The organism is Streptococcus mitis, assembly GCF_902159415.1.
GTDB lineage: Bacteria > Bacillota > Bacilli > Lactobacillales > Streptococcaceae > Streptococcus > Streptococcus mitis_BG.
On record NZ_CABGJU010000001.1, the window covers coordinates 774753 to 798665 of the forward strand.

24 protein-coding genes are annotated in these 23913 nt (G+C 38.2%); 1 reads left to right on the forward strand and 23 read right to left on the reverse strand.

All coding sequences use genetic code 11. From position 1 onward, the window contains the following. Window positions 1–56: 56 nt before the first annotated feature. The 5 genes from FN031_RS04135 to FN031_RS04160 all read right to left on the reverse strand — a co-directional run bounded on the left by FN031_RS04135 (window position 57) and on the right by FN031_RS04160 (window position 9415). A complete protein-coding gene (locus FN031_RS04135) occupies window positions 57–3143 on the reverse strand; it encodes a DEAD/DEAH box helicase (RefSeq protein WP_142557841.1) in 3087 nt (1028 codons plus the stop codon). Between the two features lie 91 nt (window positions 3144–3234). Further along, a complete protein-coding gene (locus FN031_RS04140; protein WP_142557843.1) occupies window positions 3235–4401 on the reverse strand; it encodes a MalY/PatB family protein in 1167 nt (388 codons plus the stop codon). Between the two features lie 4 nt (window positions 4402–4405). Then, window positions 4406–5500 (reverse strand): cystathionine gamma-synthase, encoded by a 1095-nt coding sequence (locus FN031_RS04145; RefSeq protein ID WP_142557845.1) that lies wholly within the window; start codon window positions 5498–5500, stop codon window positions 4406–4408. A 145-nt stretch (window positions 5501–5645) separates the two neighbouring features. Continuing rightward, a complete protein-coding gene (locus FN031_RS04150; RefSeq protein ID WP_142557847.1) occupies window positions 5646–7604 on the reverse strand; it encodes a peptide ABC transporter substrate-binding protein in 1959 nt (652 codons plus the stop codon). A gap of 188 nt (window positions 7605–7792) precedes the next feature. Next, the gene (locus tag FN031_RS04160; RefSeq protein WP_142557851.1) at window positions 7793–9415 is read right to left on the reverse strand and encodes a putative polysaccharide biosynthesis protein; all 1623 of its coding nucleotides are present in this window, start codon (window positions 9413–9415) and stop codon (window positions 7793–7795) included. Window positions 9416–9520: 105 nt separating this feature from the next. Between FN031_RS04160 and FN031_RS04165 the strand changes: the two genes are divergently transcribed. Beyond that, a complete protein-coding gene (locus FN031_RS04165) occupies window positions 9521–10966 on the forward strand; it encodes a UDP-N-acetylmuramoyl-L-alanyl-D-glutamate--L-lysine ligase (RefSeq protein WP_142557853.1) in 1446 nt (481 codons plus the stop codon). A 37-nt stretch (window positions 10967–11003) separates the two neighbouring features. On the opposite strand, the gene FN031_RS04170 is transcribed toward FN031_RS04165, so the two are convergent. From FN031_RS04170 to clpP, 18 genes are all read right to left on the reverse strand, one after another. Next, window positions 11004–11654, reverse strand: a complete 651-nt coding sequence (locus FN031_RS04170) for a DUF1803 domain-containing protein (protein ID WP_142557855.1) — start codon at window positions 11652–11654, stop codon at window positions 11004–11006. Beyond that, entirely contained in the window at window positions 11638–12150 is a 513-nt protein-coding gene (locus FN031_RS04175; protein ID WP_142557857.1) for a YiiX/YebB-like N1pC/P60 family cysteine hydrolase, read from the reverse strand. The genes FN031_RS04170 and FN031_RS04175 overlap by 17 nt, the downstream gene beginning before the upstream one ends. Window positions 12151–12222: 72 nt before the next feature. Continuing rightward, entirely contained in the window at window positions 12223–13158 is a 936-nt protein-coding gene (locus tag FN031_RS04180; RefSeq protein ID WP_142557859.1) for a manganese-dependent inorganic pyrophosphatase, read from the reverse strand. A gap of 84 nt (window positions 13159–13242) precedes the next feature. Further along, complete coding sequence (locus FN031_RS04185; protein ID WP_142557860.1) at window positions 13243–13527, reverse strand: GIY-YIG nuclease family protein; 285 nt, start codon at window positions 13525–13527, stop codon at window positions 13243–13245. Then, window positions 13517–14278 (reverse strand): tRNA1(Val) (adenine(37)-N6)-methyltransferase, encoded by a 762-nt coding sequence (locus tag FN031_RS04190; protein ID WP_142557862.1) that lies wholly within the window; start codon window positions 14276–14278, stop codon window positions 13517–13519. Before FN031_RS04190 ends, FN031_RS04185 begins: the two co-directional genes overlap by 11 nt. 33 nt (window positions 14279–14311) lie before the next feature. Next, window positions 14312–14674 carry a S1 RNA-binding domain-containing protein gene (locus tag FN031_RS04195; RefSeq protein WP_075566890.1) on the reverse strand — a complete coding sequence of 121 codons (363 nt, stop codon included), beginning with the start codon at window positions 14672–14674 and terminating at the stop codon, window positions 14312–14314. A 1-nt stretch (window position 14675) separates the two neighbouring features. Beyond that, window positions 14676–16076, reverse strand: coding sequence for a bifunctional Cof-type HAD-IIB family hydrolase/peptidylprolyl isomerase (locus tag FN031_RS04200; RefSeq protein WP_142557865.1), 1401 nt, complete (start codon window positions 16074–16076; stop codon window positions 14676–14678). Between the two features lie 154 nt (window positions 16077–16230). Next, complete coding sequence (rpsR, locus tag FN031_RS04205; protein ID WP_000068664.1) at window positions 16231–16470, reverse strand: 30S ribosomal protein S18; 240 nt, start codon at window positions 16468–16470, stop codon at window positions 16231–16233. A 31-nt stretch (window positions 16471–16501) separates the two neighbouring features. Then, window positions 16502–16972 carry a single-stranded DNA-binding protein SsbA gene (gene ssbA / locus FN031_RS04210; RefSeq protein WP_142557867.1) on the reverse strand — a complete coding sequence of 157 codons (471 nt, stop codon included), beginning with the start codon at window positions 16970–16972 and terminating at the stop codon, window positions 16502–16504. Window positions 16973–16983: 11 nt separating this feature from the next. After that, window positions 16984–17274 carry a 30S ribosomal protein S6 gene (gene rpsF / locus FN031_RS04215; protein ID WP_075566882.1) on the reverse strand — a complete coding sequence of 97 codons (291 nt, stop codon included), beginning with the start codon at window positions 17272–17274 and terminating at the stop codon, window positions 16984–16986. 130 nt (window positions 17275–17404) lie between these two features. After that, on the reverse strand, window positions 17405–18061 hold the full coding sequence (locus tag FN031_RS04220) for a CBS domain-containing protein (protein ID WP_142557869.1): 657 nt from the start codon (window positions 18059–18061) through the stop codon (window positions 17405–17407). Window positions 18062–18295: 234 nt separating this feature from the next. Further along, window positions 18296–19006 carry an ABC transporter ATP-binding protein gene (locus FN031_RS04225; RefSeq protein ID WP_142557871.1) on the reverse strand — a complete coding sequence of 237 codons (711 nt, stop codon included), beginning with the start codon at window positions 19004–19006 and terminating at the stop codon, window positions 18296–18298. Then, entirely contained in the window at window positions 19006–19770 is a 765-nt protein-coding gene (locus tag FN031_RS04230) for an ABC transporter ATP-binding protein (protein ID WP_142557873.1), read from the reverse strand. Before FN031_RS04230 ends, FN031_RS04225 begins: the two co-directional genes overlap by 1 nt. Further along, entirely contained in the window at window positions 19770–20726 is a 957-nt protein-coding gene (locus tag FN031_RS04235) for a branched-chain amino acid ABC transporter permease (RefSeq protein ID WP_142557875.1), read from the reverse strand. Before FN031_RS04235 ends, FN031_RS04230 begins: the two co-directional genes overlap by 1 nt. 3 nt (window positions 20727–20729) lie before the next feature. Beyond that, on the reverse strand, window positions 20730–21599 hold the full coding sequence (locus tag FN031_RS04240; protein WP_142557877.1) for a branched-chain amino acid ABC transporter permease: 870 nt from the start codon (window positions 21597–21599) through the stop codon (window positions 20730–20732). Between the two features lie 105 nt (window positions 21600–21704). Continuing rightward, complete coding sequence (locus FN031_RS04245) at window positions 21705–22865, reverse strand: ABC transporter substrate-binding protein (RefSeq protein WP_142557879.1); 1161 nt, start codon at window positions 22863–22865, stop codon at window positions 21705–21707. A gap of 88 nt (window positions 22866–22953) precedes the next feature. Continuing rightward, window positions 22954–23223 carry a YlbG family protein gene (locus tag FN031_RS04250; RefSeq protein ID WP_142557881.1) on the reverse strand — a complete coding sequence of 90 codons (270 nt, stop codon included), beginning with the start codon at window positions 23221–23223 and terminating at the stop codon, window positions 22954–22956. 78 nt (window positions 23224–23301) lie between these two features. Next, window positions 23302–23892 carry an ATP-dependent Clp protease proteolytic subunit ClpP gene (clpP, locus tag FN031_RS04255; protein WP_142557883.1) on the reverse strand — a complete coding sequence of 197 codons (591 nt, stop codon included), beginning with the start codon at window positions 23890–23892 and terminating at the stop codon, window positions 23302–23304. Window positions 23893–23913 lie beyond the last annotated feature (21 nt).

The following is a 23913-nucleotide window of genomic DNA, read 5'->3' on the forward strand; positions in this document are numbered from 1 at the left end:
TTATTTCCTTTCAATACTCCATTATAGCGTAAAGTCCTGATTTTTCAAGTCATGTCTTACGATATTCCCAAAATTTCCCTGATTTCATCAAGAGTCAGACTTGCACGTGACTCAGTTCCATCCAAGACCTCTGAGACTAGATTCTTTTTCTGTTCTTGTAGCTCTTGAATCTTTTCCTCGATAGTGCCACGTGTTACCAATCTATAAACCTCAACAATCTTTTCTTGGCCCATTCTGTGTGCTCTACCAATAGCCTGAGATTCGACTGCAGGATTCCACCATAAATCGACTAATATAACTGTATCAGCTCCTGTTAGATTAAGCCCTACTCCTCCAGCTTTAAGTGAAATTAAGAAGACATCCTTCTCACCTTGATTAAATTCCTTAGTCATCTCTTGACGTTCCTTAGAAGGTGTAGAACCTGTTATTTTAAAAGATGATAAACCTAAACCAGGCAGCTCTTTCTCGATAAGATCCAACATACCTCTAAATTGAGAAAAAATTAAAACCCTGTGACCACTTTCGGAAATCTGTATTAGCAGGTCACGCAAACTATCTAGCTTGCCACTTGCTCCTTCATAATCATCCATAAACAAGGCTGGTGTATCACAAATCTGACGTAGACGCATAATACCCGTTAAAATATCTACGCGGTTTTTTTGAAATTCTGTCTCAGTTACTTGGACCAAGCGTTCCTTCATTTGTTGTAATTGAGCTAGATATATGGCTTTTTGTTGATCTTCAAGTTCATTTTTATAGACTACTTCTATCAAGTCAGGTAACTCTGATAGAACCTCTTCCTTCTTGCGTCGCATAACAAAAGGCTTAATAAATTGAGATACCTGCTCTGCGGATAATTTCATAAAATCATTTTTTGCTGGTAGTAATCCTGGCAAGACGATTTGGAAAATGGACCACAGTTCTCCAAGATGGTTTTCAATTGGGGTTCCTGAAAGAGCAATGATTGAGGGTACGACAAACTGTCTTAAGGTTTTAGCAATCTTAGTTTGCGAGTTCTTCATCACTTGCGCTTCATCTAAAAATAGAAAATCAAAAGACATCTGCTTGTATATGTCACTATCCTGACGGAAAGTTGCATAACTAGTAACATATATCTGATGTTTTTCTGCCAAAAGTGATTCTCGATTCGGTTTGAGCCCGTGGACAACGACCAAATCTAAATCTGGTGCAAATTTTTTGAATTCATCAGCCCAATTATAAATTAGACCAGATGGAGCTAAAATTAAGATTCTACTATCTTTCTTAATTTGGCTACTAATAAATGCGATACTCTGCAAGGTCTTCCCTAAACCCATATCATCTGCCAAAATCCCCCCAAAACCATAGTGATGGAGCATCTGAAGCCATTGAACTCCCTTTTTCTGATAGTCTCTTAATTGAGCTTTAATGTCCATTTTTTGGATGGGAAATTCATCTGGGTGTGTCAAATCACGCGCTAGATTTCGAAATTCATCTGATAAAGAGATATGCTCTTGATTTTTAAACAGCTGAGAGATGGTATAAGCTAGAGACTTGCGTGCTCTAAATGAACCATCTCCAATCTCATCAATACCCAGGTCTTCTATTTCCTGACGAACCTTTTTCGTCTCCTCATCAAAAAAGAACACTTCATTAGATGAGTTAATGTAAAAATCTTGATGATTTGCCAAAGCTTTCATAGCCAAGTCAATATCTTCTTTAGAAATTTCTTGAAAATCAAAATGAATATCTAATAGATTTCCTTGTGAAGATACCTGAATCTGAGGTTTTCGAACTTTATAAAGTTCTTGTAATTTTTCAGAAATAGAAACTTCACCAAGCGATTGAAAGTCAGGGATAACTTTATGAAAGAAAGTATAGATAGCTTCAGACTTAAGACCTTGACGCCAAGATTGAAATTCAGCCTCAAAACCAGAAGATAGAGCTAGTTGAAAAATCTTTTGTGCGAATTGAATATCACTTGCAAAGGGGAGGGTTTCAAGTTCCTTACGAGATGTTACAAGACAAGATTGATAGTCAAATGTCATATCCAATCGAATTGAACCATCTTCTTCTCTATCAAAGTAAAAGAACGGTTGAAAAGTTCTAATTTGGAGACTCTCTGGAGCTACTACTTTTCCTATTTTGCGAAGCTGAACTAATTGAGCAGCAAATAAATCTCGATCACTTTTATCAAACTGAAGCACTTTTCTACCCTGATTATTCATAGGTAATCTTATGATTTTATCAAATAAACTAGCTTGCTCTTTTGACAAAAGATAAAAAGTACCTTTATGAAACAGAACTTGCCCTCTATAAAACGAATTACTTCGCTTTTCTTCAGTAATATCCATCTCATAATAATTTGGATTTTCCATAATGTTAAAGGAGATAAAACCTACTTCTCCATCAAAATCTTGAAACAGGATATGATGATAGGCCGTAATCTGATGCACAAACTGAAAATCATCTAATTCCATTAATAGGTTTACACCTTGCTCAAAAAAAGTTAATGGAAAATAAAGATGGCGACCTTGATTTTTGAAGAAAAGACTAGCGTCTGATTGATCTTCTACTAATCCCTGTAGAAAAACCAAGAGATTTTGGCTACTATTGTCAAACTGAGAAATTTCTATGGCAGCTTCATATGTTTTACCAATCATATATCCTTTATGATTCTCTATAACCTTTAAAAATAAAGGAATGTCACGTATGACATAATACTTTTCAAATGGAGAAATCCCAATTCTTAAAGTCCAAATAATACGATTGGTCCCTGCTTCTACCTGCCCATCTACAGATATTTGATATATTTTAGGCAAATCAGGAGTTTGGATCATATCCAAGAACTGTTTCCCAAAAGACACTTGAGTCTCTACTTCTTCTTGTTTTTCCTGTCCATTCTCTAAATTGATATAAATTTTACGGCCCTTGTCATCATTTTTAAGATAATGCTCCAAGGCCGCTAAGTGAACACAATAACCTCTTTTTTGAAAAAAGTCACAGCCACAGAAAACCAAATCATCGTCTAAACTATAGCGGATTTCTTCCTCATCTACTCGAGCAAACAGGCGAGTATTTTTCTCTTTGATGATTTGAACCTTTCCAGTTTCATAGAGATGTATTCCTTCAGTACGGATCTTCCCTGGAATCAATTTAGCCATATTTTCCCCTTTACTTTATCTCTTTATTATACCATATTTCTCCCCATGAAAATAGCCTTCTAGGAAGACTTTTCTCCTAAAAGGCTAGTTTTTAAAGATTTGAAAAAGTGGCAATGATTCGTTGGCAGACTTCTTCCAAAATAGATGTTGGCATGGCTACATTGAGACGAGCATGCAGGGCTCCTTCTTCACCAAAGTCCAAACCTCGGTTTAAGATGACCTTGGCCTCTTCTCTTAAGAGCCTTCTTAGCTCGTCGTCGTTAATATCATAGGCTGAAAAATCAAGCCAAATGAGATAAGTTCCTTGAGGTTTCATAACCTTGATTTTAGTTTCTTTGCCAAACAAATCCACTACATAATTGATGTGCTGCTCAATCAGTTCTTTGAGTTCTGTCAACCAATCCTCTCCATAGCGATAGGCAGTTTCTGTTGCCAAATATCCCAAACCTGAGATTTCATGTTGATTATTGGCAAGTTGGCGTTTTTGGAAAGCAAGTCTCAACTTAGGATTCTCGATAATGGCGTAGGAATTTTTCGTTCCAGCAATGTTAAAAGTCTTGGTAGCACTGCTTAAAATCAGTGAAAATTCTTTAAAATCTTCATTTACTGTGTTGAATGACTGGTGCTTGTTTCCAAATAGAGCTAAATCTTGGTGAATCTCATCAGATACCAGCAAGACTCCATGTTTTTGGCAAAGTTGTCCAATCTTCTCTAAGACTTCCTTTTCCCAAACACGTCCACCAGGATTATGAGGATTACAAAGGAGATAGAGTTTGACAGCATTCTCCACCAAGTCTTTCTCCAATTGATCAAAGTCAATCTCAAAAAGTCCGGCTTTTTCTACTAGAGAGTTGGTGATTAGTCTACGATTATTGAGCTTAATACTTCGAGCAAAAGGTGGGTATACCGGTGTGTTAATGAGCACTGCTTCACCTTCTTTAGTAAAGGCTTGAATGGCTGTTGAAATGGCTGGTACTACTCCTTCGATAAAGACCAGAGCATCCTTATCAAAGTGATAACCATGGTGTTTTTCTTCCCAGTTTTGAACTGCTTCAATCAATCCATCACTAGCATAGGTATAGCCATAGACTAATTGCTCTGCATAATCATGGACTGTCTGACGAATCTCTGGTAAAACCTCAAAATCCATATCAGCAATCCAGGCTGGCAATACTTGACGGTCAGTCTCTGCTTCTTTCCATTTATAGGTGTGATGTCCAAAACGATTGGGCAAGGTCGTAAAATCATATTTTCCCATAGTTTTATCCTTCCAAGGCTTGACGCAAATCTTCAATCAAATCTCTAGCATCCTCAATCCCAATAGACAAGCGCAAAAGGTCATCTGTCAGTCCATAAGAATGACGAACTTCTGCAGGAATGTCTGCATGGGTTTGAGTGGTTGGATAGGTAATCAGACTTTCTACACCACCTAAGCTTTCAGCAAAAGAGAATACTTTCAAAGTATTTAAGATATGAGGAATACGATTCTCATCTGCTACCTTAAAGGAAATCATTCCCCCGCGTCCTGTATACAAGACTTCTTTGACTGCGGGTGATTTTTCTAAAAATGCTACGATTTCTTGAGCGTTAGCTGTTGAGCGTTCCATACGAAGCGACAAGGTCTTCAGACCACGAATCAATTGATAACTATCAAATGGTGACAAAACAGCCCCTGTCGTATTGAGATTGTAAAAGAGTTTTTCGTATAAATCAGCACTATCTGTCACAACTACACCAGCTAGCACATCATTATGTCCTGCAAGGTATTTGGTTGCTGAATGAAGAACAATATCTGCTCCATCTTCAATTGGGCGTTGGTAAATAGGGCTGTAGAAGGTATTATCCACAACAACTGTCGCCCCTTTAGCATGAGCTAATTGAGCCAATTTTTTAATATCAAATTCTAACATCAAAGGATTGGTTGGTGTTTCGATATAGAGTACATCCACATCCTTTTCTAGCTCAGCAATCAACTCTTCTTCTGTATTAGCGTAGGTAAATCGGAAACGTCCTTCTTGCTCGACTTGATTGAACCAGCGGAAAGAACCTCCGTAAAGGTCACGGACTGCCAAAACTTTGCTGCCTACCGGAAAGACACTAAAGGCCAAGACAATAGCTGCCATACCTGAACTGGTTGCCAAAGCATAATCTGCAGATTCTATAGCAGCTAAGACTTCTTCCACTTTACTACGAGTTGGATTTTTAGTACGTGTATAGTCAAATCCTGTTGATTTACCAAATTCTGGGTGCTGATAAGTCGTTGAAAAGTGGATTGGTGTAACCAAAGCACCTGTTGCTTTATCTGACTTGATTCCTGCTTGTGCTAAAATTGTGTTGATGTGAAATGATTTGCTCATACTTTTCCTCCAAATCTATAGTAACTATTGTACCACTTATTTTGGATCCTTCGTTTTCTTGTTTTCAAGAGCTAGTTATAGTTTCAAACTATACAAAAACGATAGCTTCCTGAGAAACTATCGTTTTTCCTGTTGAATAGGCTGATTATTTAACGTGTTTTGCCAATTCTTCTTGGGCTTTTTTATTAGATTCTTCTTTTTCTTTCAGCCATTTTTGTCTAGCTTCTTCATACTCAGCCGTTGTGACAACCTTGTCTTGTAACTTAACGTATTTGTAGGATTCAACACCTTTATTACCTGCTTGAGAGAAAGCAGATGAGAATGGTACAGTTCTTCTCAATCCAGGAGTTCCACCTTGTGAAACGTTTGGAAGAGCAAGCGCACTGTCAACCAACCAAGCTTGTGCTTCAGCGTACTTATCATAACGTTTGTTCAAATCTTGTTCAGCATTAGCTTCTTCCAACATCTTAGTATAGACATCCAAACCAACAGCTGTTGCTTTGGCATTTGCTTCACCTGGTTCTAGACCAAGGTTTTGCAATGAACCACCACTTGTTAAGCTAAGAGTATCAAGATAAGTTGATGGATCTTGATAGTCAGGTCCCCAACCACCATTGTAGAGGTCATAATCTTTTTGCGCTGCCGTATTCGCTAGATAACCAATACTATCCATTTCCTCACTAGTCAACATTTGAATATCAATGACCACATTTTCTGCACCTAGGACAGATTCAATCGATTGTTTGAAAGAGCTTGCCTCTTGGACACCTTTCTTGGAGGTTTGATCAACTGGTAAATCTAGGTGGATAGGGAATTGAACTCCTTTAGCCTCGAGTTCTTTTTTAGCCTGAGCAAAGACTTCTTTAGCTTTATCAGTATTGTAGTAGGCATCTTGTGCGTCAGCAAAGTTCATATTTTCCCATACTTTTCCGTAGTTAACCACTTTTGAAGCAACTACATCACCAAAGTCTTTTCCTTCAAGAGTTACAAATGATGGTGGAACGAGCAAGTTTCTGATAATCTTAGTTGCTCCATCTTCACCTTGAGATTGGGCACCATAGGCAGTACGGTCATAGGCAAAGTTGATAGCTTGACGGAATGATTTATTCAAAACTGCTTCTTGCTGAGCTGTCTTTTCAGCATCACTTGTTTTTGAAGTGTGGTTATATGATTTTCTATCTAAGTTAAAGTTAAAATAGAAAGAAGTTGCATTTTGCATGCTATAAATGATGTTATCTTTATACTTCTCTTTCACACCTGAAAAGCTTGAGCTATTTGGATAGAGACGAGCAAAGCTATAAACACCCTCACTAAAGCTACGAACTAGAGAATCTTGATCACTACCATCATAGTAGGTCAATTTAACTTCATCTACGAATACATTTTTAGCGTCCCAGTAATTCGGATTTTTCTTGTATTCCATGACAGATTTAGAAGTGAAAGATTTGAGAATAAATGGACCGTTGTACAAAAGATTTGCTGGATCCACTTTACCAAAGTCGTCCCCCTGAGAATTCAAGAAATCAGCATTAACTGGGAATAGAATGGTCGCAGTTGTTTTTGAATTCCAATAAGGTTCTGGTTTTGTCAAGGTATATTGAACTGTTTGATCATCAATAGCCTTAACTCCAACTGTTGAAAAGTCTGTTGTTTTTCCGTTGATATAATCATCCAAACCTGCTACAGAATCTTGTACGAGGTACAAGGCTTCAGATTTTTTATCCGCAGCATATTTTAAACCTGTCACAAAATCTTGTGCAGTAACAGGAGCATACTCTTCACCTTCAGAGGTATACCATTTAGCATCCTTACGAAGTTTATAAGTATATGTCAAACCGTCTTGGGATACAGTCCAATCTTCTGCCAATGAAGGAATATAATTTCCATACTGGTCATTTTCCATCAAACCATCTACTAAGTTTGTAGCAACATCACCAGTAGTTGCACGGTTTTCTAAGAGATAGTTCAAACTAGAAGGATCGCTTGCGTATACATAGTTGTATACTTTAGAAGAGCTAGTCGAATTACCACAAGCTCCCAGAAGCAAACCAGCACTTAAGACGACGCCTGCTAACGTCAGGTATTTTGCCTTAGACTTTTTCATAAACAGAACCTCCAAATTTAAATATTTGTATCATTATACAGCTAATGTTTTTTTTAGTCAAGTAATTATGCTTAAAATTTTATTTTTTTCTACATTTTTTATTTTTTTTTGTATTTTTTCAAGAAAAAAAGAACAATTTAGACTTTTTTACATAAAAAGTTCAAATTGTTCGTTTTATTTATAAACTGTTATGATAATTTTAATCGTGCTCGTAAGTGACTTGCTTTTTCCTGTCCAATAACCTTATCCAAGAGACGAGTATAGAGACACATAACTCCGTAAAGCCCGCCACCGATTGTACCAATTAAGGCTACATATAGGAAACTCCAGAAACGTCCAGTTGGTTGGAAGACAAATCCAATAATCCATTGCAAGAGTCCTACTAGAATAAACATAACTAGAGTCAAAATAGTAACTAAGATTGTTCTCTTCAGAATAATCTTTCGACGCGCACCTGTAACCTGACAGATATCACGATACATCAAGACATTCGGGATGATAAGACCGATAGTCGTTGAAATGAGAGGACCATAACTATGGAAAATAGCTATCGATGGTAATTGTAGAACAATCTTTGCAATTGAGCCATAAACAAAATACAAGACTGCCTTGCGGTTACGGAACATTGCCTGAAGCATTGGTGACAAGACCATGTACAAGCCTAGAATTGTTGATTGCAATACCGCAAAGATAAATAAGCCCATAGCCAATCCATCTGGCTTACCGTAAAAGACTGTATAGAGTGGTTCACCTACCATGACTACTCCAACCGTTGCAGGCAAGAGGAATAGGAAGAGCATGGTGATACTATCTTGAACTAGACGAGAAGCTGCTGGCAAATCCCCCTTGACATAGTTCTCCGTCAAGAGAGGCAGACCAACGCTACCAATCGAAACTCCAACCGAAATCAAAATCATAGTGATTTTATTAGGATTGGCAGAGAAATAAGAAAACATGACAACTAAGTCTTCATTACTATAGTTGGTAAACCACTTCATGCTATTGATAAAGGTCATTTGGTCCAAGATTTGGAAAAGCTGAATAGCAGAACCAGTCAAGATAAAAGGAATAGCTTCCTTAATCGTATCAACCAAAAGACTCTTACTATCAATCTTATCTCGTGTTTCAAAAACTTTTTGGAGCAATCCTTCCTTATAAAGGAAATAAAGCAAGACTGCAAAACTAGCTACCATTCCCACAAAAGCAGCAAAAGTAGATTGAGTAACTGCCGATAGATAATCTTTTGAACCGAGCTTCATGATGATAAAGGTTGCTAAGAGCATCCAAATCACACGGATAACCTGCTCAGCAATTTGACTCATGGCATAAGGTTTTAGATTATTCATCCCTTGGAAAAATCCACGGATAACACTCATAGACGGGAAAATCAAGACAGCCCAAGCTAGACTCTGCATAATGGGAATCAAATCTTTTCCGACACCAGAAAGATCGGCCAACCAAGGTGCAAAGAGATATAAGATTAAAGCAAAGGCAAGTCCCAATACAGTCATAAAGCCTAAGAAGCTTCGAATCAGGGCAAAACTATGCTCTTCCTCATGCATGGTATTGTATTTAGCGACCTGCTTTGCGACTGCAACAGGAATACCCGCAGTCGAGATCAATAAGAACCATGCATAAATATTATAACCCATGGTGAAGAGCCCATTTGCCTTAGCGGCATATGTCCCCATCCAAATATACCATGGAATGATGTAAATAGCCCCGAGCAGGCGGCTGATAAAATTACTAGCCGTTAGCCAAGCAGTGCCTCGCAACATCTGGGCTTGCTGATGATTATTTTCGTTAGACATAGCTTCCTCATTCATTTTTAATCACTAGGAAAAGTTCCTTATCTTCCATTATAAACTTTTCCTTGTTACTTGTAAAATTCAGACTTTCAGTTTACAATAGAAAGTATGATAAAGATTGAAACCGTATTAGATATTTTAAAGAAAGACGATCTCTTCCGTGAGATTATCGACCAAGGACATTACCACTATAATTTTAATGATGTAACTTTTGATAGCATCTGCTACGATAGCCGAAAAGCAAAAGATAATAGCCTCTTTTTTGTAAAGGGAGCTGCTTTTAAGAAGGAATTTCTTCTTTCAGCAATAGAACATGGACTCGGTTGGTATGTAGCGGAGCAGGACTATGAAGTAAGTATTCCTGTTATTGTTGTTAGCGATATTAAGAAGGCCATGAGTTTGATTGCCATGGAATTTTATGGGAATCCACAGGAAAAACTGAAACTCCTTGCTTTCACTGGTACTAAAGGAAAAACAACCGCGGCTTACTTCGCCTACAATATCTTAAATCAGCAACACCGTCCAGCTATGTTATCAACCATGAATACGACCTTGGACGGTAAAACTTTCTTCAAGTCTGCTTTGACAACACCTGAAAGCATCGATCTCTTTGACATGATGGCCCAGGCTGTTAAGAATGGAAGAAGCCACCTTATTATGGAGGTTTCCAGTCAAGCCTATTTGGTGAAGCGCGTCTACGGCCTAACCTTCGATGTAGGAGTGTTCCTCAATATCAGTCCTGACCACATTGGACCTATCGAACATCCGACCTTTGAAGACTACTTCTATCATAAGCGTCTCTTGATGAAAAATAGTCGAGCAGTTGTCATTAATAGTGATATGGACCATTTTTCAGTCTTGAAAGAACAAGTAGAACATCAAGAACACGACTTCTACGGTAGCCAATCTGATAACCAAATCGAAAACTCCAAAGCCTTTAGCTTCTCAGCTACTGGTAAATTAGCTGGTGATTATGACATCCAGTTGATTGGACATTTTAACCAAGAAAATGCCGTGGCTGCTGGACTTGCCTGCCTTCGTTTAGGTGCTAGTCTGGATGACATTAAAAAAGGGATTGCTGCAACACGCGTTCCTGGCCGCATGGAAGTTCTCACTCAGAAAAATGGCGCAAAAGTTTTCATCGACTACGCCCATAATGGTGACAGTCTTAAAAAACTAATCTCAGTTGTTGAAACACATCAGACTGGAAAGATTGCTTTAGTACTCGGATCAACAGGAAACAAAGGAGAAAGCCGTCGCAAGGACTTTGGACTTCTCCTCGATCAACATCCTGAAATTCAAGTCTTTCTAACGGCTGACGATCCAAACTACGAAGATCCAATGGCCATTGCAGATGAAATTAGTAGCTACATCCATCGTCCTGTTGAAAAGATTGCTGACCGTGAGCAAGCTATCAAGACTGCGATGTCAGTTACAAGTCAAGAACTGGATGCGGTCATTATCGCTGGTAAAGGTGCTGATTGTTACCAAATCATTCAAGGTAAGAAAGAAGACTATCCAGGTGATGCTGCTATTGCAGAACGTAATCTATAGTATATTAAAGAAGGCTAGGAACATTCCTAGTCTTCTTCTATTTTTTTCTAAAGATGAATCTTTCTTTATCAAATTCTACAGCCAACTCATATTTCCCATCTTCGTTTTGAACGATGTAACCTAATAAGACTAAACTATCAACAAAGATATCACGTCGTTTCTGCATGAGCTGGTCTTTTTTGAGGAACTTGAGTAAAAATGTTGTCATATACTTGAGAGCATACTCAGGATTGACATCCCCTAAAATTTCAAACAGTCTCTGCTGTTCTTCCGTCAGTGGATACTGGAACTTGACCTTATAGAAGTAATTAGATAAGGTCATCTTTTCCCTGGCAAAATCGGTGTGCTCTTCTAGGATAGCTGCATTTGTTTGATTGCGTAATTCCGTCTGAAAATGTTTCTCCAAGATTTCTTGATAGATGGGACTATCATCTCTTACAAAGACTTCTTGGTCTAGTTCAAGAGATTCTGTAGATTCTAGAAATGGGAGATTGAGATAATAGCGTTTGTTTTCTCTCAAAATCATACCCGCTTTAATATATTCCTCCAAATACTTGTCAACTAGAACCTCTGGAAACTGAGCCTTAATTTCGCGTAGAATAACATCATCATGCTGATCAAGATAGTCCACCAAGTCCCTAAAGAATGGCTGCCGTGTCAATCGTGATGGATTAAAAATCTGAATCATGAAGATTCCTTTCTTTACATACTAAAAGTGGAGAGGCTGCCAACTGACTGGGATTGGTCCCCGGCAGGTTCAGAGGCACAGGAAGCCCCAACTCTCGATAATATTCTCTCCAGAAATCACTGATTTCCTGTGTATTATCCCCAAACTTCATGGAAATGGTCTCAAAAATAGGAAGAATGTCTGCGATATATTGGGAACAATAGAGACCCTCCCCATCAGGATAAAAAGAAAAATTATAAGGAGCTCCCAGATGCTGGTCTGCTCTTTTCTTTACATTTTGAATATCTATCTTTGGATAGTAATAGATATCATACAGATAATCTGGTTCGAAGAAGTCTATTGGTTTTTGACAGATAACGCCAACTTCCCCACTAGCATGATAGACGAAGCTATCCAAAAAAATAGCTACATGACTATATTTTCCAGTAGATGCCTGGATAGCCTGTCCTATATCCGAATCATCTTTTACAAAAATTAAGTTGCCATTTTCTAACATACTTCTCTCCTAGCAAAAAAGGAGTCGAAACTCCTTTTTATTACAATGGGTATCCCCATTTTCATTTTAGAATTAAGCATTAAAGCTTTCTGTCAGTTGAGGTACAACTTGTTTCTTACGTGAAACAGCACCTGGAAGGAAAGCGTGGTTATTTTCAAGTTTGAAGTTGAATGCTGCTTCTACCTTGTCCATATTGGCACCAAGGGCCAAAATTTCTGAGTTTGAGTTGACGATGTCTGTAATCATCAAGACAAAGTCAGAGTATCCGTTAGCTGCATTTGCGGCTTGGATGGCTGCTTCGATTTCAGCTTGGCGTTCCAATACTTCAGCAATATCAACTGTATTCACTTGAGCCACACGGACATTGTTTCCGTTGAGTTCAAATGTCTTAGCATCAATATCAATCAATTCTTCTGCTGATTTGCTTGCCAAGTTTGTACCAGCCTTGAGCATGGCAAGACCGTATTCTTCCAAGTTCACACCAGCCAATTCAGCCAATTCAAGAGCAATGACTTTATCTGATGGGTGAGTGGTTGGAGATTTCAAAAGAAGAGTATCTGAAATCAAACCTGATAGCATCAAACCTGCGATTTCTTTTGGAACAGCTACACCATGCTCTTTGAACATGCGGTAAACGATAGATGATGCTGATCCAACTGGTTCCAAACGCATGTAAAGTGGGCTTGCAGTTTCAAAGTTAGCCACACGGTGGTGATCCACAACACCGTAAACCTCTACTTCAGCGATATCTGATACTGATTGTTGGAATTCATTGTGGTCAGTCAAAATGACTTGCTCTGCACCTTCTGCTTTAGCAGATGTAATCACGCGCGGTGCTTCAACACCAAAATAGTTCAATACATAGGCTGTTTCTTCATTTGGAGTCCCAAGAGCTACTGCTTCTGTATCCAAGCCATAAGCTTCCTTAGCAAGATAAGCAAAGGCTACAGATGACCCAATGGCATCTGAATCTGGATTTTGGTGACCAAATACTAGAATCTTAGACATGATAATACCTCGTTTCTTTATTCTCTTTATTGTAGCATTTTTTTCAATTTTTGACAAAAGTAAGAGGAGTCAAAGGACTCCTCATTACAAGTCAAAAGAATCGACTAAATTTCTATTTTGATTCTCTTTGAAATAATTTTCTTTTTGCATACGTGTCTTGCGCTTGAAAAGAGCTTCAGCAGACATGGCCTCTTCCTTACTATCAAAACCTTCTGCAAAGATGAGTTTTACTGGCAATCGAGCTCGTGTATATTTGGCTCCTTTACCGCTATTGTGAACGGAAATTCGCTTCTTGACATCTGTTGTATAGCCTGTATAGTAGGAGCCATCACGGCACTCTACCACATACATATAAGCCTTATGATCCATAGTAAATCTCTTGAATTTCTGGTGTATAAGTGCCATCACTATTATGTACAATGAGTGGTGGTAAAACCTTAAAGCCACTAGTCGAACCATCCTTGATAGCCTCAATCAAAAGCATGTTGGCTTCCTTCTCCCGCTTAGGGTAAACAAATTGTAGACGTTTTGGAGCCAGATTATGCTGTTGGAGAGTAGCTAAGATATCTAATAATCGATCAGGACGATGAACCATAGCCAAACGCCCATTTGATTTGAGAATACTCTGAGCACTACGACAGATTTCCTTAAGATTGGTCGTAATTTCATGCCGAGCTAAAAGATAATGTTCACTTTCGTTCAGATTAGAATTTGGATCCACTTTAAAATAAGGCGGATTGCATAATATTAAATCAACCTTGCTCCCCTGAATATAGCTAGGCATATTTTTCAAATCATCACAAATAACCTGTATCTGCTCTTCCAAACCGTTTAAACGTACTGACCGTTCCGCCATATCAGAAAGCCGTTCCTGAATCTCTACAGATAGAATTTTTGCCTTAGTTCGGCTACTGGCAAAAAGACCTACAGCACCATTACCTGCACAAAAATCCACCACCAAACCTGTTTTAGGAAATCGGGGGAAGCGTGATAAGAGGACACTATCAACTGAATAGCTAAAAACCTCTCTATTTTGAATGATTTTTATATCTGTTGAGAAAAGTTGATTAATCCTCTCTCCTGGTTTTAATAATTCTTCCATATAAATTAATTCTTCCATATTATGCAGATTGTAAGGAGAATAAAAAGTGCATTATGACTCTTTTTTATTTAGATTGGAAATTGCTTCTCTAGTCCAGATAGGCATCATACGAGCTAAAGGTGCAAATCCGTATTTCACTCGATCACTTGAAAAACGTCTCCGTCTAGGAAGTTGATGTTTTTCTTCTTCCAAGGTACGAATGGAAAGGCTAGCCTTCCCTGTATATTCATCAAAATCTACCACCTGTACCTGGACTTCATCACCAATTTTTAAAACATCATAAATGTTTTCTATATAGCCAGTTCGAATTTCAGATATATGAATTAACCCTGTAGTACCATTCTCTAATTCTACAAAAGCACCATAGGATTGAATTCCTGTAATTCGCCCTTTTAACTTATCACCAATTTTCATTTTAGTCCTCAATTTCAATCGTTTGAATCACGACATCTTCAACTGGCTTATCCATGGCACCTGTTTCTACACTTGCGATAGCATCTAATACTTCATAAGATGCTTCATCTGCAAGTTGACCGAATACAGTGTGACGACGATCTAGGTGAGGAGTTCCACCTTGTTCTGCATAAATCTCCGCAATTGGCTCTGGCCAACCACCACGGGCAATTTCTTTCTTAGAATATGGCAAGTGTTGATTCTGCACGATAAAGAACTGGCTACCATTTGTATTTGGACCAGCATTAGCCATAGAAAGGGCTCCACGCACATTGTAAAGTTCTTCTGAAAACTCATCTTCAAATGACTCACCATAGATAGATTCACCACCCATACCAGTACCAGTTGGATCTCCACCTTGAATCATAAAATCTTTAATAATACGGTGGAAAATCACACCGTCATAGTAACCATCTTTTGATAAAGCAATAAAGTTGGCTACTGTTTTTGGTGCGTGATCAGGGAAAAGTTTGACACGCATATCCCCATGATTTGTTTTAATGGTCGCTAAAGGACCTTCTACTGCTTCAATGTCTACTTGTGGAAAATGTAATTCTTTTTCTACCATACCAAATCCTTCTAAGGCATCAAAGATGCCATCTTCTTCTAATGTTTTTGTAATATAATCTGCTTTTTCTTTGATTTTGTCATGAGAAACACCCATAGCGACACTAATGCCTGCATAATCAAAGAGCTCTAAATCGTTAAGTCCGTCCCCAAAAACCATCACATTTTCAGGTTTTAAACCTAATTGGTCAACTACCTTAACAACTCCAGCTGCTTTTGAACCGGAAATCGGCACAACATCTGATGAATGTTCATGCCAGCGTACCATACGCAAAGTCGATGCTAAAGTATCAGGCAAGATCAAATCATCACCCTGCTCCTCAAAGGTCCACATCTGATAAATATCTTCTTTTTGGTAAAAATCAGGGTCCACCTCTAAATCAGGATAAATCGGGTCAATCGCCTGGCTAATCATCTCTGTTCGCCTTGATAGTTTAGCAGCATGACTTCCCACCAAACCATAATCAATCCCAACTTCTTTGGTCCAAGTAATATATTCTTCAACCTTATCTTTAGCAATTTTGTTACTATAAATGACATTGCCCTTTTTGTCCTCAATATAAGCACCATTCAAGGTTACAAAGAAATCAGGTTTGAGGGCTTTAATCTCTGGGACGATACCAAAAATGCCTCGACCAGTTGCAATTCCTGTCAAGATTCCTTTTTCGCGTAATTGTTTAAAAATCGTTGGAATAGTACTTGGAACAAAACCTGTCTTTGAATTTCGTAAAGTATCATCTATATCAAAAAAGATAATTTTAATCTTCTTAGCCTTGTATCTTAACTTGGCATCCATTACAATACCTCCTTCAATTCACTCTTTCCATTATACCATAAACTGATGGAATTCCCTACTATCCTATCCATCTTGTAAAAAAGAGGTCCACTGGACCTCAACTCGCTCTCAAATTTCAATTCTCGTGAAAAAAAGACCCGTAAGGGTCTTTTCTTTAATCTTCGTTTACGAAAGGCATCAAAGCCATTACGCGAGCGCGTTTGATAGCTGTTGTTACTTTACGTTGGTTTTTAGCTGAAGTTCCTGTTACACGACGAGGAAGGATTTTCCCACGTTCTGAAACGAAACGGCTAAGAAGCTCAGTATCTTTGTAATCAACATATTCAATTTTGTTTGCTGCGATGTAATCAACTTTTTTACGGCGTTTGAATCCGCCACGACGTTGTTGAGCCATGTTTTTTCTCCTTTATAGTATTAATTGTCCATTAGAATGGTAAATCATCATCCGAAATATCCAAAGGATTGGTTGCTCCAAATGGATTCTCATTACGTGAAAAGTCTGGTACTGAATTTGTAGGTGCTGCATGACTAGCACTTGGTGCAGAATAAGCTCCACCAGTCTGTCCTTCACGAGCACTACGGCTTTCCAACATTTGGAAATTCTCAGCTACGACTTCTGTCACATAGACACGTTGTCCTTGCTGGTTATCGTAACTACGAGTCTGAATACGGCCTGTAATCCCAACAAGAGAGCCTTTTTTAGCCCAGTTAGCAAGATTTTCAGCCTGTTGGCGCCACATTACGACATTGATAAAATCAGCCTCACGTTCGCCATTTTGACTCTTGAATGTACGGTTTACTGCAAGAGTAAAAGTCGCAACTGCTACATTTGATGGGGTATAACGTAACTCAGCGTCACGTGTCATACGCCCTACAAGTACAACATTGTTAATCATAATTTACCTTCTTACGCGTCAAGTTTGACGATCATGTGACGAAGAATGTCAGCGTTGATTTTTGAAAGACGGTCAAACTCTTTAAGAGCTGCATCGTCGTTTGCTTCAACGTTAACGATGTGGTAAAGTCCTTCACGGAAATCTTGGATTTCGTATGCAAGACGACGTTTTTCCCATGCTTTTGATTCAACAACAGTTGCACCGTTGTCAGTCAAGATAGAGTCAAAACGTGCTACCAAAGCGTTTTTCGCTTCTTCTTCAATGTTTGGACGAATGATATAAAGAATTTCGTATTTAGCCATTGATATGTTCCTCCTTTTGGTCTAATGACCCCAAGACTTGGCAAGGGGTAAGTGAGGTTTGCTCACAATAAACTATTATACTAGAAAAAAATTTTTTTAGCAAGTAAAAAAGGTGTTTCTAATTCATTTTTTAAAGCTTTTTAGCAGAAGTTCGAGCTATTTCCTCTACTTGAATATTTTCTGCTTCAAATTTTTCTTTTAGTAATGGAAGATCAACCATTCCATCGATTTGCACCTCAATAATAATTTTACCGTCCTTGCGGGGTACGTTAATAGTATGTGAGATATTAAGATTTTCTTCAACAATCAAAGAAACAATCTTTCCTAGAACTCCTACCTCATTTTCAGTAATGAAACGAACTCGAATTCCTTCTTCTCCATAACCTGAAACTTCTAGAAAAGCTCTAAAAACATCGCGATCTGTAATGACACCATAGAGCTGACCATTATCCATAACTGGAAGGATACCAATTTTATTTTTAAGCATTAGATAGGTTGCATCTTCTAGACTAGCGTAACCTGAAACAGTTATAACATCACGAATCATGACATCTTTTACCTTTGTTTTGTTAAGTAGGTAGTTCATCTCATAGATAGAAAGACTTGTAGCTTTAGATGGACTAGCTTCAGCAATAGTGCCTTCTGTAACCAATCCCACTAATTTATCATTTTCAATAACAGGAAGACGGTGCAAACCTTGTTCACGCATTAAGTCTGCCGCATGAGCTATTGTTGTATCTGGACTGATATAGACTACCTTACGTGTCATAAAATCTTTAACTGCCATAGGACTTCTCCTTTATATTTATAGTTTTATTATACACCTTTTAAAGAAAGCAATCAAACGCTTTCAATTCTTTTTCAAGATTCAGAAAACTCTGATGACCTTACAAAAAAGAGCTCTTAAAATGAGCTCTATGAATGAAAGAAATAACTCTTCATTCGTTTTTAATTTTTTCTGGTGAGATAGAGGATTAGAGGCATTCTCTATCCGCCGACTAAAACAATCCACTGGATTGTTTTAGCCACCTAGATATGCTTTTCTGACTTCATCTGATGCTGCCAGTTCTTTTCCTGTTCCTGATAGGACAATCTTTCCTGTTTCTAGTACATATCCTCTATCTGCAATAGCAAGTGCTTTATTAGCATTTTGCTCAATCAAGAGAACTGTTGTCCCTTGTTTTTGAATATCTTGGATAATATCAAAAATTTCTTGGATAAAAATCGGAGCAAGTCCCATTGATGGTTCATCCAAAAGAAGGAGTTTTGGTGTTGACATGAGTGCACGACCCATGGCAAGCATCTGCTGTTCCCCACCAGATAGAGTTGCCGCATCTTGGTTTTTACGTTCTTCTAAACGTGGAAAACGTGAAAAGACTTTTTTCAGATTAGCTTGGTTCTCTTCACGATTTTTCTTAAGAAAAGCTCCCATTTCTAGGTTTTCCATAACAGTCAAACCTGAAAAGACATGACGGCCTTCTGGAACCTGAGAAAGTCCTGATGCAACAATTTTCTGAGCTGGTGTCTTTTGAATTTCTTGTCCTAAAAACTCAATTCTACCAGAGCTAGGACGGACTAAACCTGAAAGGGTACGAAGAATGGTTGTTTTCCCAGCTCCATTTGCTCCGATAAGGGATACTACTTCTCCTTCGTTTACTTCAAAACTCACATCACGAACAGCTTGGATCATGCCATAATGCACTGATAGATTTTCAACTTTTAACATAGACATTAGGCCTCACCTCCTAGATAAGCTTCGATAACACGTTTATTGGTCTTGATTTCACTAGGTGTTCCATGAGCAATCAAGCGGCCATACTCGAGTACATAGATACGTTCAGTAACGTCCATTACTAAGTTCATATCATGTTCGATAAGCATGATGGTAATTTTGAATTCTTCTTTGATTCGACGAATAAGGTCTGTCAATTCGGCTGTTTCTTGTGGATTCATACCCGCTGCAGGCTCATCCAAAAAGAGGATTTTTGGTTCTGTAGCGAGGGCACGAACGATTTCTAAACGGCGTTGTTGACCATAAGCTAAGTTTTTAGCTAAAGTATCAGCATCCCTATCCAAGTCAAAGATTTTAAGCAAATCGATAGCCTTGGATTTTAATGCTTCTTCATTTTTATAAAATGCCGGCAAGCGTAAGAAACTAGCAAAAACATGTTTTTTATGATGATTGCTAAAAGCAATGAGAACATTGTCTAAGACAGTTAAATCTTTAAAAAGTCGAATATTTTGGAAAGTACGACCTAGACCAAGAGAGGCAATTTTATAGGGTTGCTTGCCATTTAATAAGTGACCATCTAATGTAATTGTTCCTTCACTTGGCTCATAAACACCTGTTAAAAGGTTGAAAAGAGTTGTTTTCCCAGCTCCGTTTGGTCCAATCAAACCAACAAGTTCACCTTCATTCAATTCTAGAGTTACATCTCCAACAGCTGTTAGACCACCAAAATGCTTGGTTAACTGTTTTACTTCAAGTAATGCCATTAGTTTTGTTCCTCCTTCTTAGTTTTTTTAAAGAAACGAGATAGACTTAATTCCCATGTTCCAAGAAGGCCACCTGGTCTGAAAATCATTACAAGCACCAAAGCTAAGGCATAGATAATCATACGAATACTTGCTACATCTTGGAGAATCATATTAATAATTCCCAATACAATAGCTGAAACAATAGCACCTGTAATAGAGCCTAAACCACCAAATACAACGATAATCAAGACGTTGATAGAGTTAATAAAGCTATAATCCTTAGGTACAACAGAGCCAATAAATCCTGCCTGAAGAGATCCCGCAATACTTGCAGTCATAGCGCCAAATACAAAAGCGATTATTTTGATTTTTGTTGTATTGATTCCAACTGATTCTGCTGCAATCTCATCTTCACGAACAGCTAGAGTTGAACGACCAATCGGACTTCGAAGGAAGTTTAGAGTTGCGATGGTGGTGATAACCACAAAGAAGTACACCATTTGCCAATTTGTAAAGTTTGGAATACCCAGAATACCAGCTGCTCCATTAGTAATATCTCCACCGTTGACGATAAAGATACGAATGATTTCAGCAACACCAAGTGTCGCAACTGCTAGATAATCCCCCTTCAAGCGAAGAGTTGGAATCCCAACCACTAAAGCTACTAATCCTGAGATAAGTGCTCCAAGAAGCATAGCACCAAAGAAGGCTCCATAGGTTGGGGATTTAGAACCGATAATGGCTGCTGCATAGGCACCAATAGCCATAAATCCAGCATGACCTAGTGAAAATTGCCCAGAGAAACCAACAATCAGGTTAAGTCCCACTGCTAGGATAATATTGATACCGATCTGTTCTAGAATCTGAATATGGAAAAGGTTTAAAATACCAAACGAAACTAATAAACTAATCACACCATATCCAAGCAACAAAAGGAGCAACCAGAGAATATTAACTTTTAAATTTTCTTTCATTGTTTACACCTTCTCTTTCACATTCTTACCAAGGATACCTGCTGGACGAACAATCAAGATCAATAGCAAGATTCCGTACACGATAGCATCACGGAAATCTGACATTCCGAAGGCTGTTGCAAAAGTTTCCAATAGTCCGATTACAAAACCTCCAAGAGCTGCACCAGGAATAATACCGATACCACCTAAAACGGCAGCCACGAATGATTTAATACCTGGAGTCATTCCCATCAATGGTTCAAGAGAGTTGTAGTAAAGGGCAATCAAGACACCTGCTGCACCAGCCAGAGCTGAACCTAAGGCAAAGGTGAAACTGATTGTACGGTTTACGTTGATCCCCATCAATTGAGCTGCATCACTATCTACAGATACGGCACGCATGGCTTTCCCCATTTTTGTTTTTTGCACGATGAGTTGCAAAAGAATCATCAAAACAATTGAAACAGTCAAAATCAACAATTGAATATTTGTTAGACTAATTGGACCCAAGTCATAACGAACTGTTTGGATTGCTTGAGGGAAGGCGCGTGTATTGGCACCAACGAAATAAACCATCCCGTACTCAAGCAGGAAAGATACCCCAATCGCTGTAATCAGAACTGAGATACGAGTTGAATTTCGTAAAGGTCTATAAGCTAGAAACTCAATAACAACACCCAGAATAGCTGTACCGACCATAGATAGAAGTAGGGCAACAAAGAAATTTAATTGTAGGTAGTTAATCAAGAAATAGCCCATAAAAGCTCCCATCATATAAATATCGCCGTGGGCGAAGTTGATGAGCTTGATAATTCCATAAACCATGGTATATCCAAGGGCTAATAATGCATAAACACTACCCAGGATTAAACCATTAACAAGTTGTTGGAGCATATAGTTCACTCTTTCTAATAATAATTTTTAGGATATAAATTGCTTCTAAAATACCGAAACAGGGAGTGAGTAAAAAGCTCATTCCCCATTCTCGTTATCTTTAATTTATGGTTGTACGACTTCTGCCGCTTCAACTTTACCATTATTCATAGTCATCATGAATGCAGTTTTAACAGTGTTGTGATCTGCATCGAAGCTTGTTTTTCCTGTTACACCCTCAAAGTCTTTAGTTTTAGCGAGATTATCTTTAAGTTCTACAGATGTTTTAGCACCTTTTGCTGCATTTGCTACAAGGTAAACTGAGTCATATGCAAGTGCTGCAAAAGTTGAAGGCTCTTCATTGTATTTAGCACGGTAAGCTTCTAGGAAGGCTTTTGCCTTGTCAGAAACATCAACTGTTGATGAGAAACCTGAGATGAAGTAAATGCTTGATGCTCTTTCTGCTGTTGCTTGTTGAACAAACTCTTCACCATTAAAACCATCACCACCGATGATTGGTTTGTCAATACCCATACCACGAGCTTGGTTTACAATTTTACCTGCTTCAGTGTAGTAACCTGGTAATACGATTGCATCAAATTCTTTATCTTTGATTTTTGTAAGAGCTGCTTGGAAGTCTGTATCTCCTGATACAAATGTTTCATCAGCTACGATATCACCTTTAAATGATTCACGGAAAGCTTTTGCAATACCTTTAGCATAGTCACTTGAGTTATCAGTATACAAAACAACTTTCTTAGCACTCAATTTATTAGCTACATAGTTTGAGATGATTTTACCTTGGTAGCTATCTTGGAATGTTCCAATAAATAGGAAGTCTTGTCCTTTTGTCAAACCATCTTGAGTAGCACTTGGCGAGATTAATGGTACACCAGCTTGAGTAGCGTTTGCCACTGCAGCAGCAGTTGCTCCAGAAGTCGCAGGACCTACGATAGCTGCTACTTTTGATTGAGTAACAAGGTTTGTAGAAACAGAAGCTGCTTCAGCAGTCTCAGATTTGTTATCTTTATCTACAACTTCGATTTGTTTTCCATCAACACCACCAGCAGCATTGATTTGATCAACTGCAAGTTGAGCACCCTTTTGTTCAGATGTACCGTAAGCAGCTACTGCTCCAGTCTCTTCAAAGTTGAAACCAATTTTAATAACTTTTTCATCTACTGGGTTACCAGTTGCGTTCGATGCTCCTGATTTCACTTCACCACAAGCTGTTAAAACAGCTACACTTGCAAGTGCAACAAGCGATAATGCGAATTTTTTCTTCATAATTTGTCTCCTTCTTAAGTTCATTTTTAATAAGATGTTAAGAATATACCGAATTATCAGAAAATTGTCAATACTTTTTTTGTATTTTTTAAATGATAACGTTTTCTTCCTTTCGATAAAGGTTTCCAACAAAAGGAGTTTCTAGTTCTTGAATGTGGCAAACTCTTACTTTTTTAATAAATTTTTCTTTTTCTAAACGTTCTACCAATTCTGCTACTTCTTCTGTTGGAACATAAAGCTGTATATAACGACGCTTTTTAGAATGATAACAGATATCTCCAAAATTTTGGAGCTTTTTTACGTCACGATTATAATAAAGATAGACAATCAAACCAGAACGATTTTCTTTTTTAAACATAATATATCTTCCTTTTAAAAATCTTCCTTTTATTATATCAAAAAAAGCAAACTCAGTCGAGTTTGCTTTTAAGGTTTATTAGTTCAAAGAATTATTTGCCATAATCTCATCAATGAAACCATATTCTAATGTTTCTTGAGCGCTCATCCAGTAATCACGTTCAGCATCTCTATGAATTTGTTCAACAGATTTACCAGAATTATCAGCAAGAATTTGCTCCAAAGTCTTACGGGTTTTAAGCAAGTGTTCAGCTGCAATAGCCATATCAGTCTGCTGAGTACCACCACCAGTTCCACCCATTGGCTGGTGAATCATATACTCTGCATTTGGAAGCATGAAACGTTTACCTTTAGCACCACTAGATGCAATGATAGTTCCCATTGACGCCGCCATCCCCATGACAATAGTCTGGACATCAGCCTTGATAAAGTTCATCGTGTCAACAATCGCTAAACCAGCTGATACAGAACCTCCAGGAGTGTTCACATAAAGGTAAATATCTTTTGTACTATCTTGAGCATCCAAGAAGAGCAATTGAGCAATGACTGAGTTTGCCATATTGTCTTCGACTGGTCCAGTCAACATGATAATGCGGTCCTTAAGAAGTCGTGAGTAAATATCATACGAACGTTCTCCACGACTTGTTTGTTCAATAACTACAGGAATCATTCATTTCTCCTTTTGATCTTT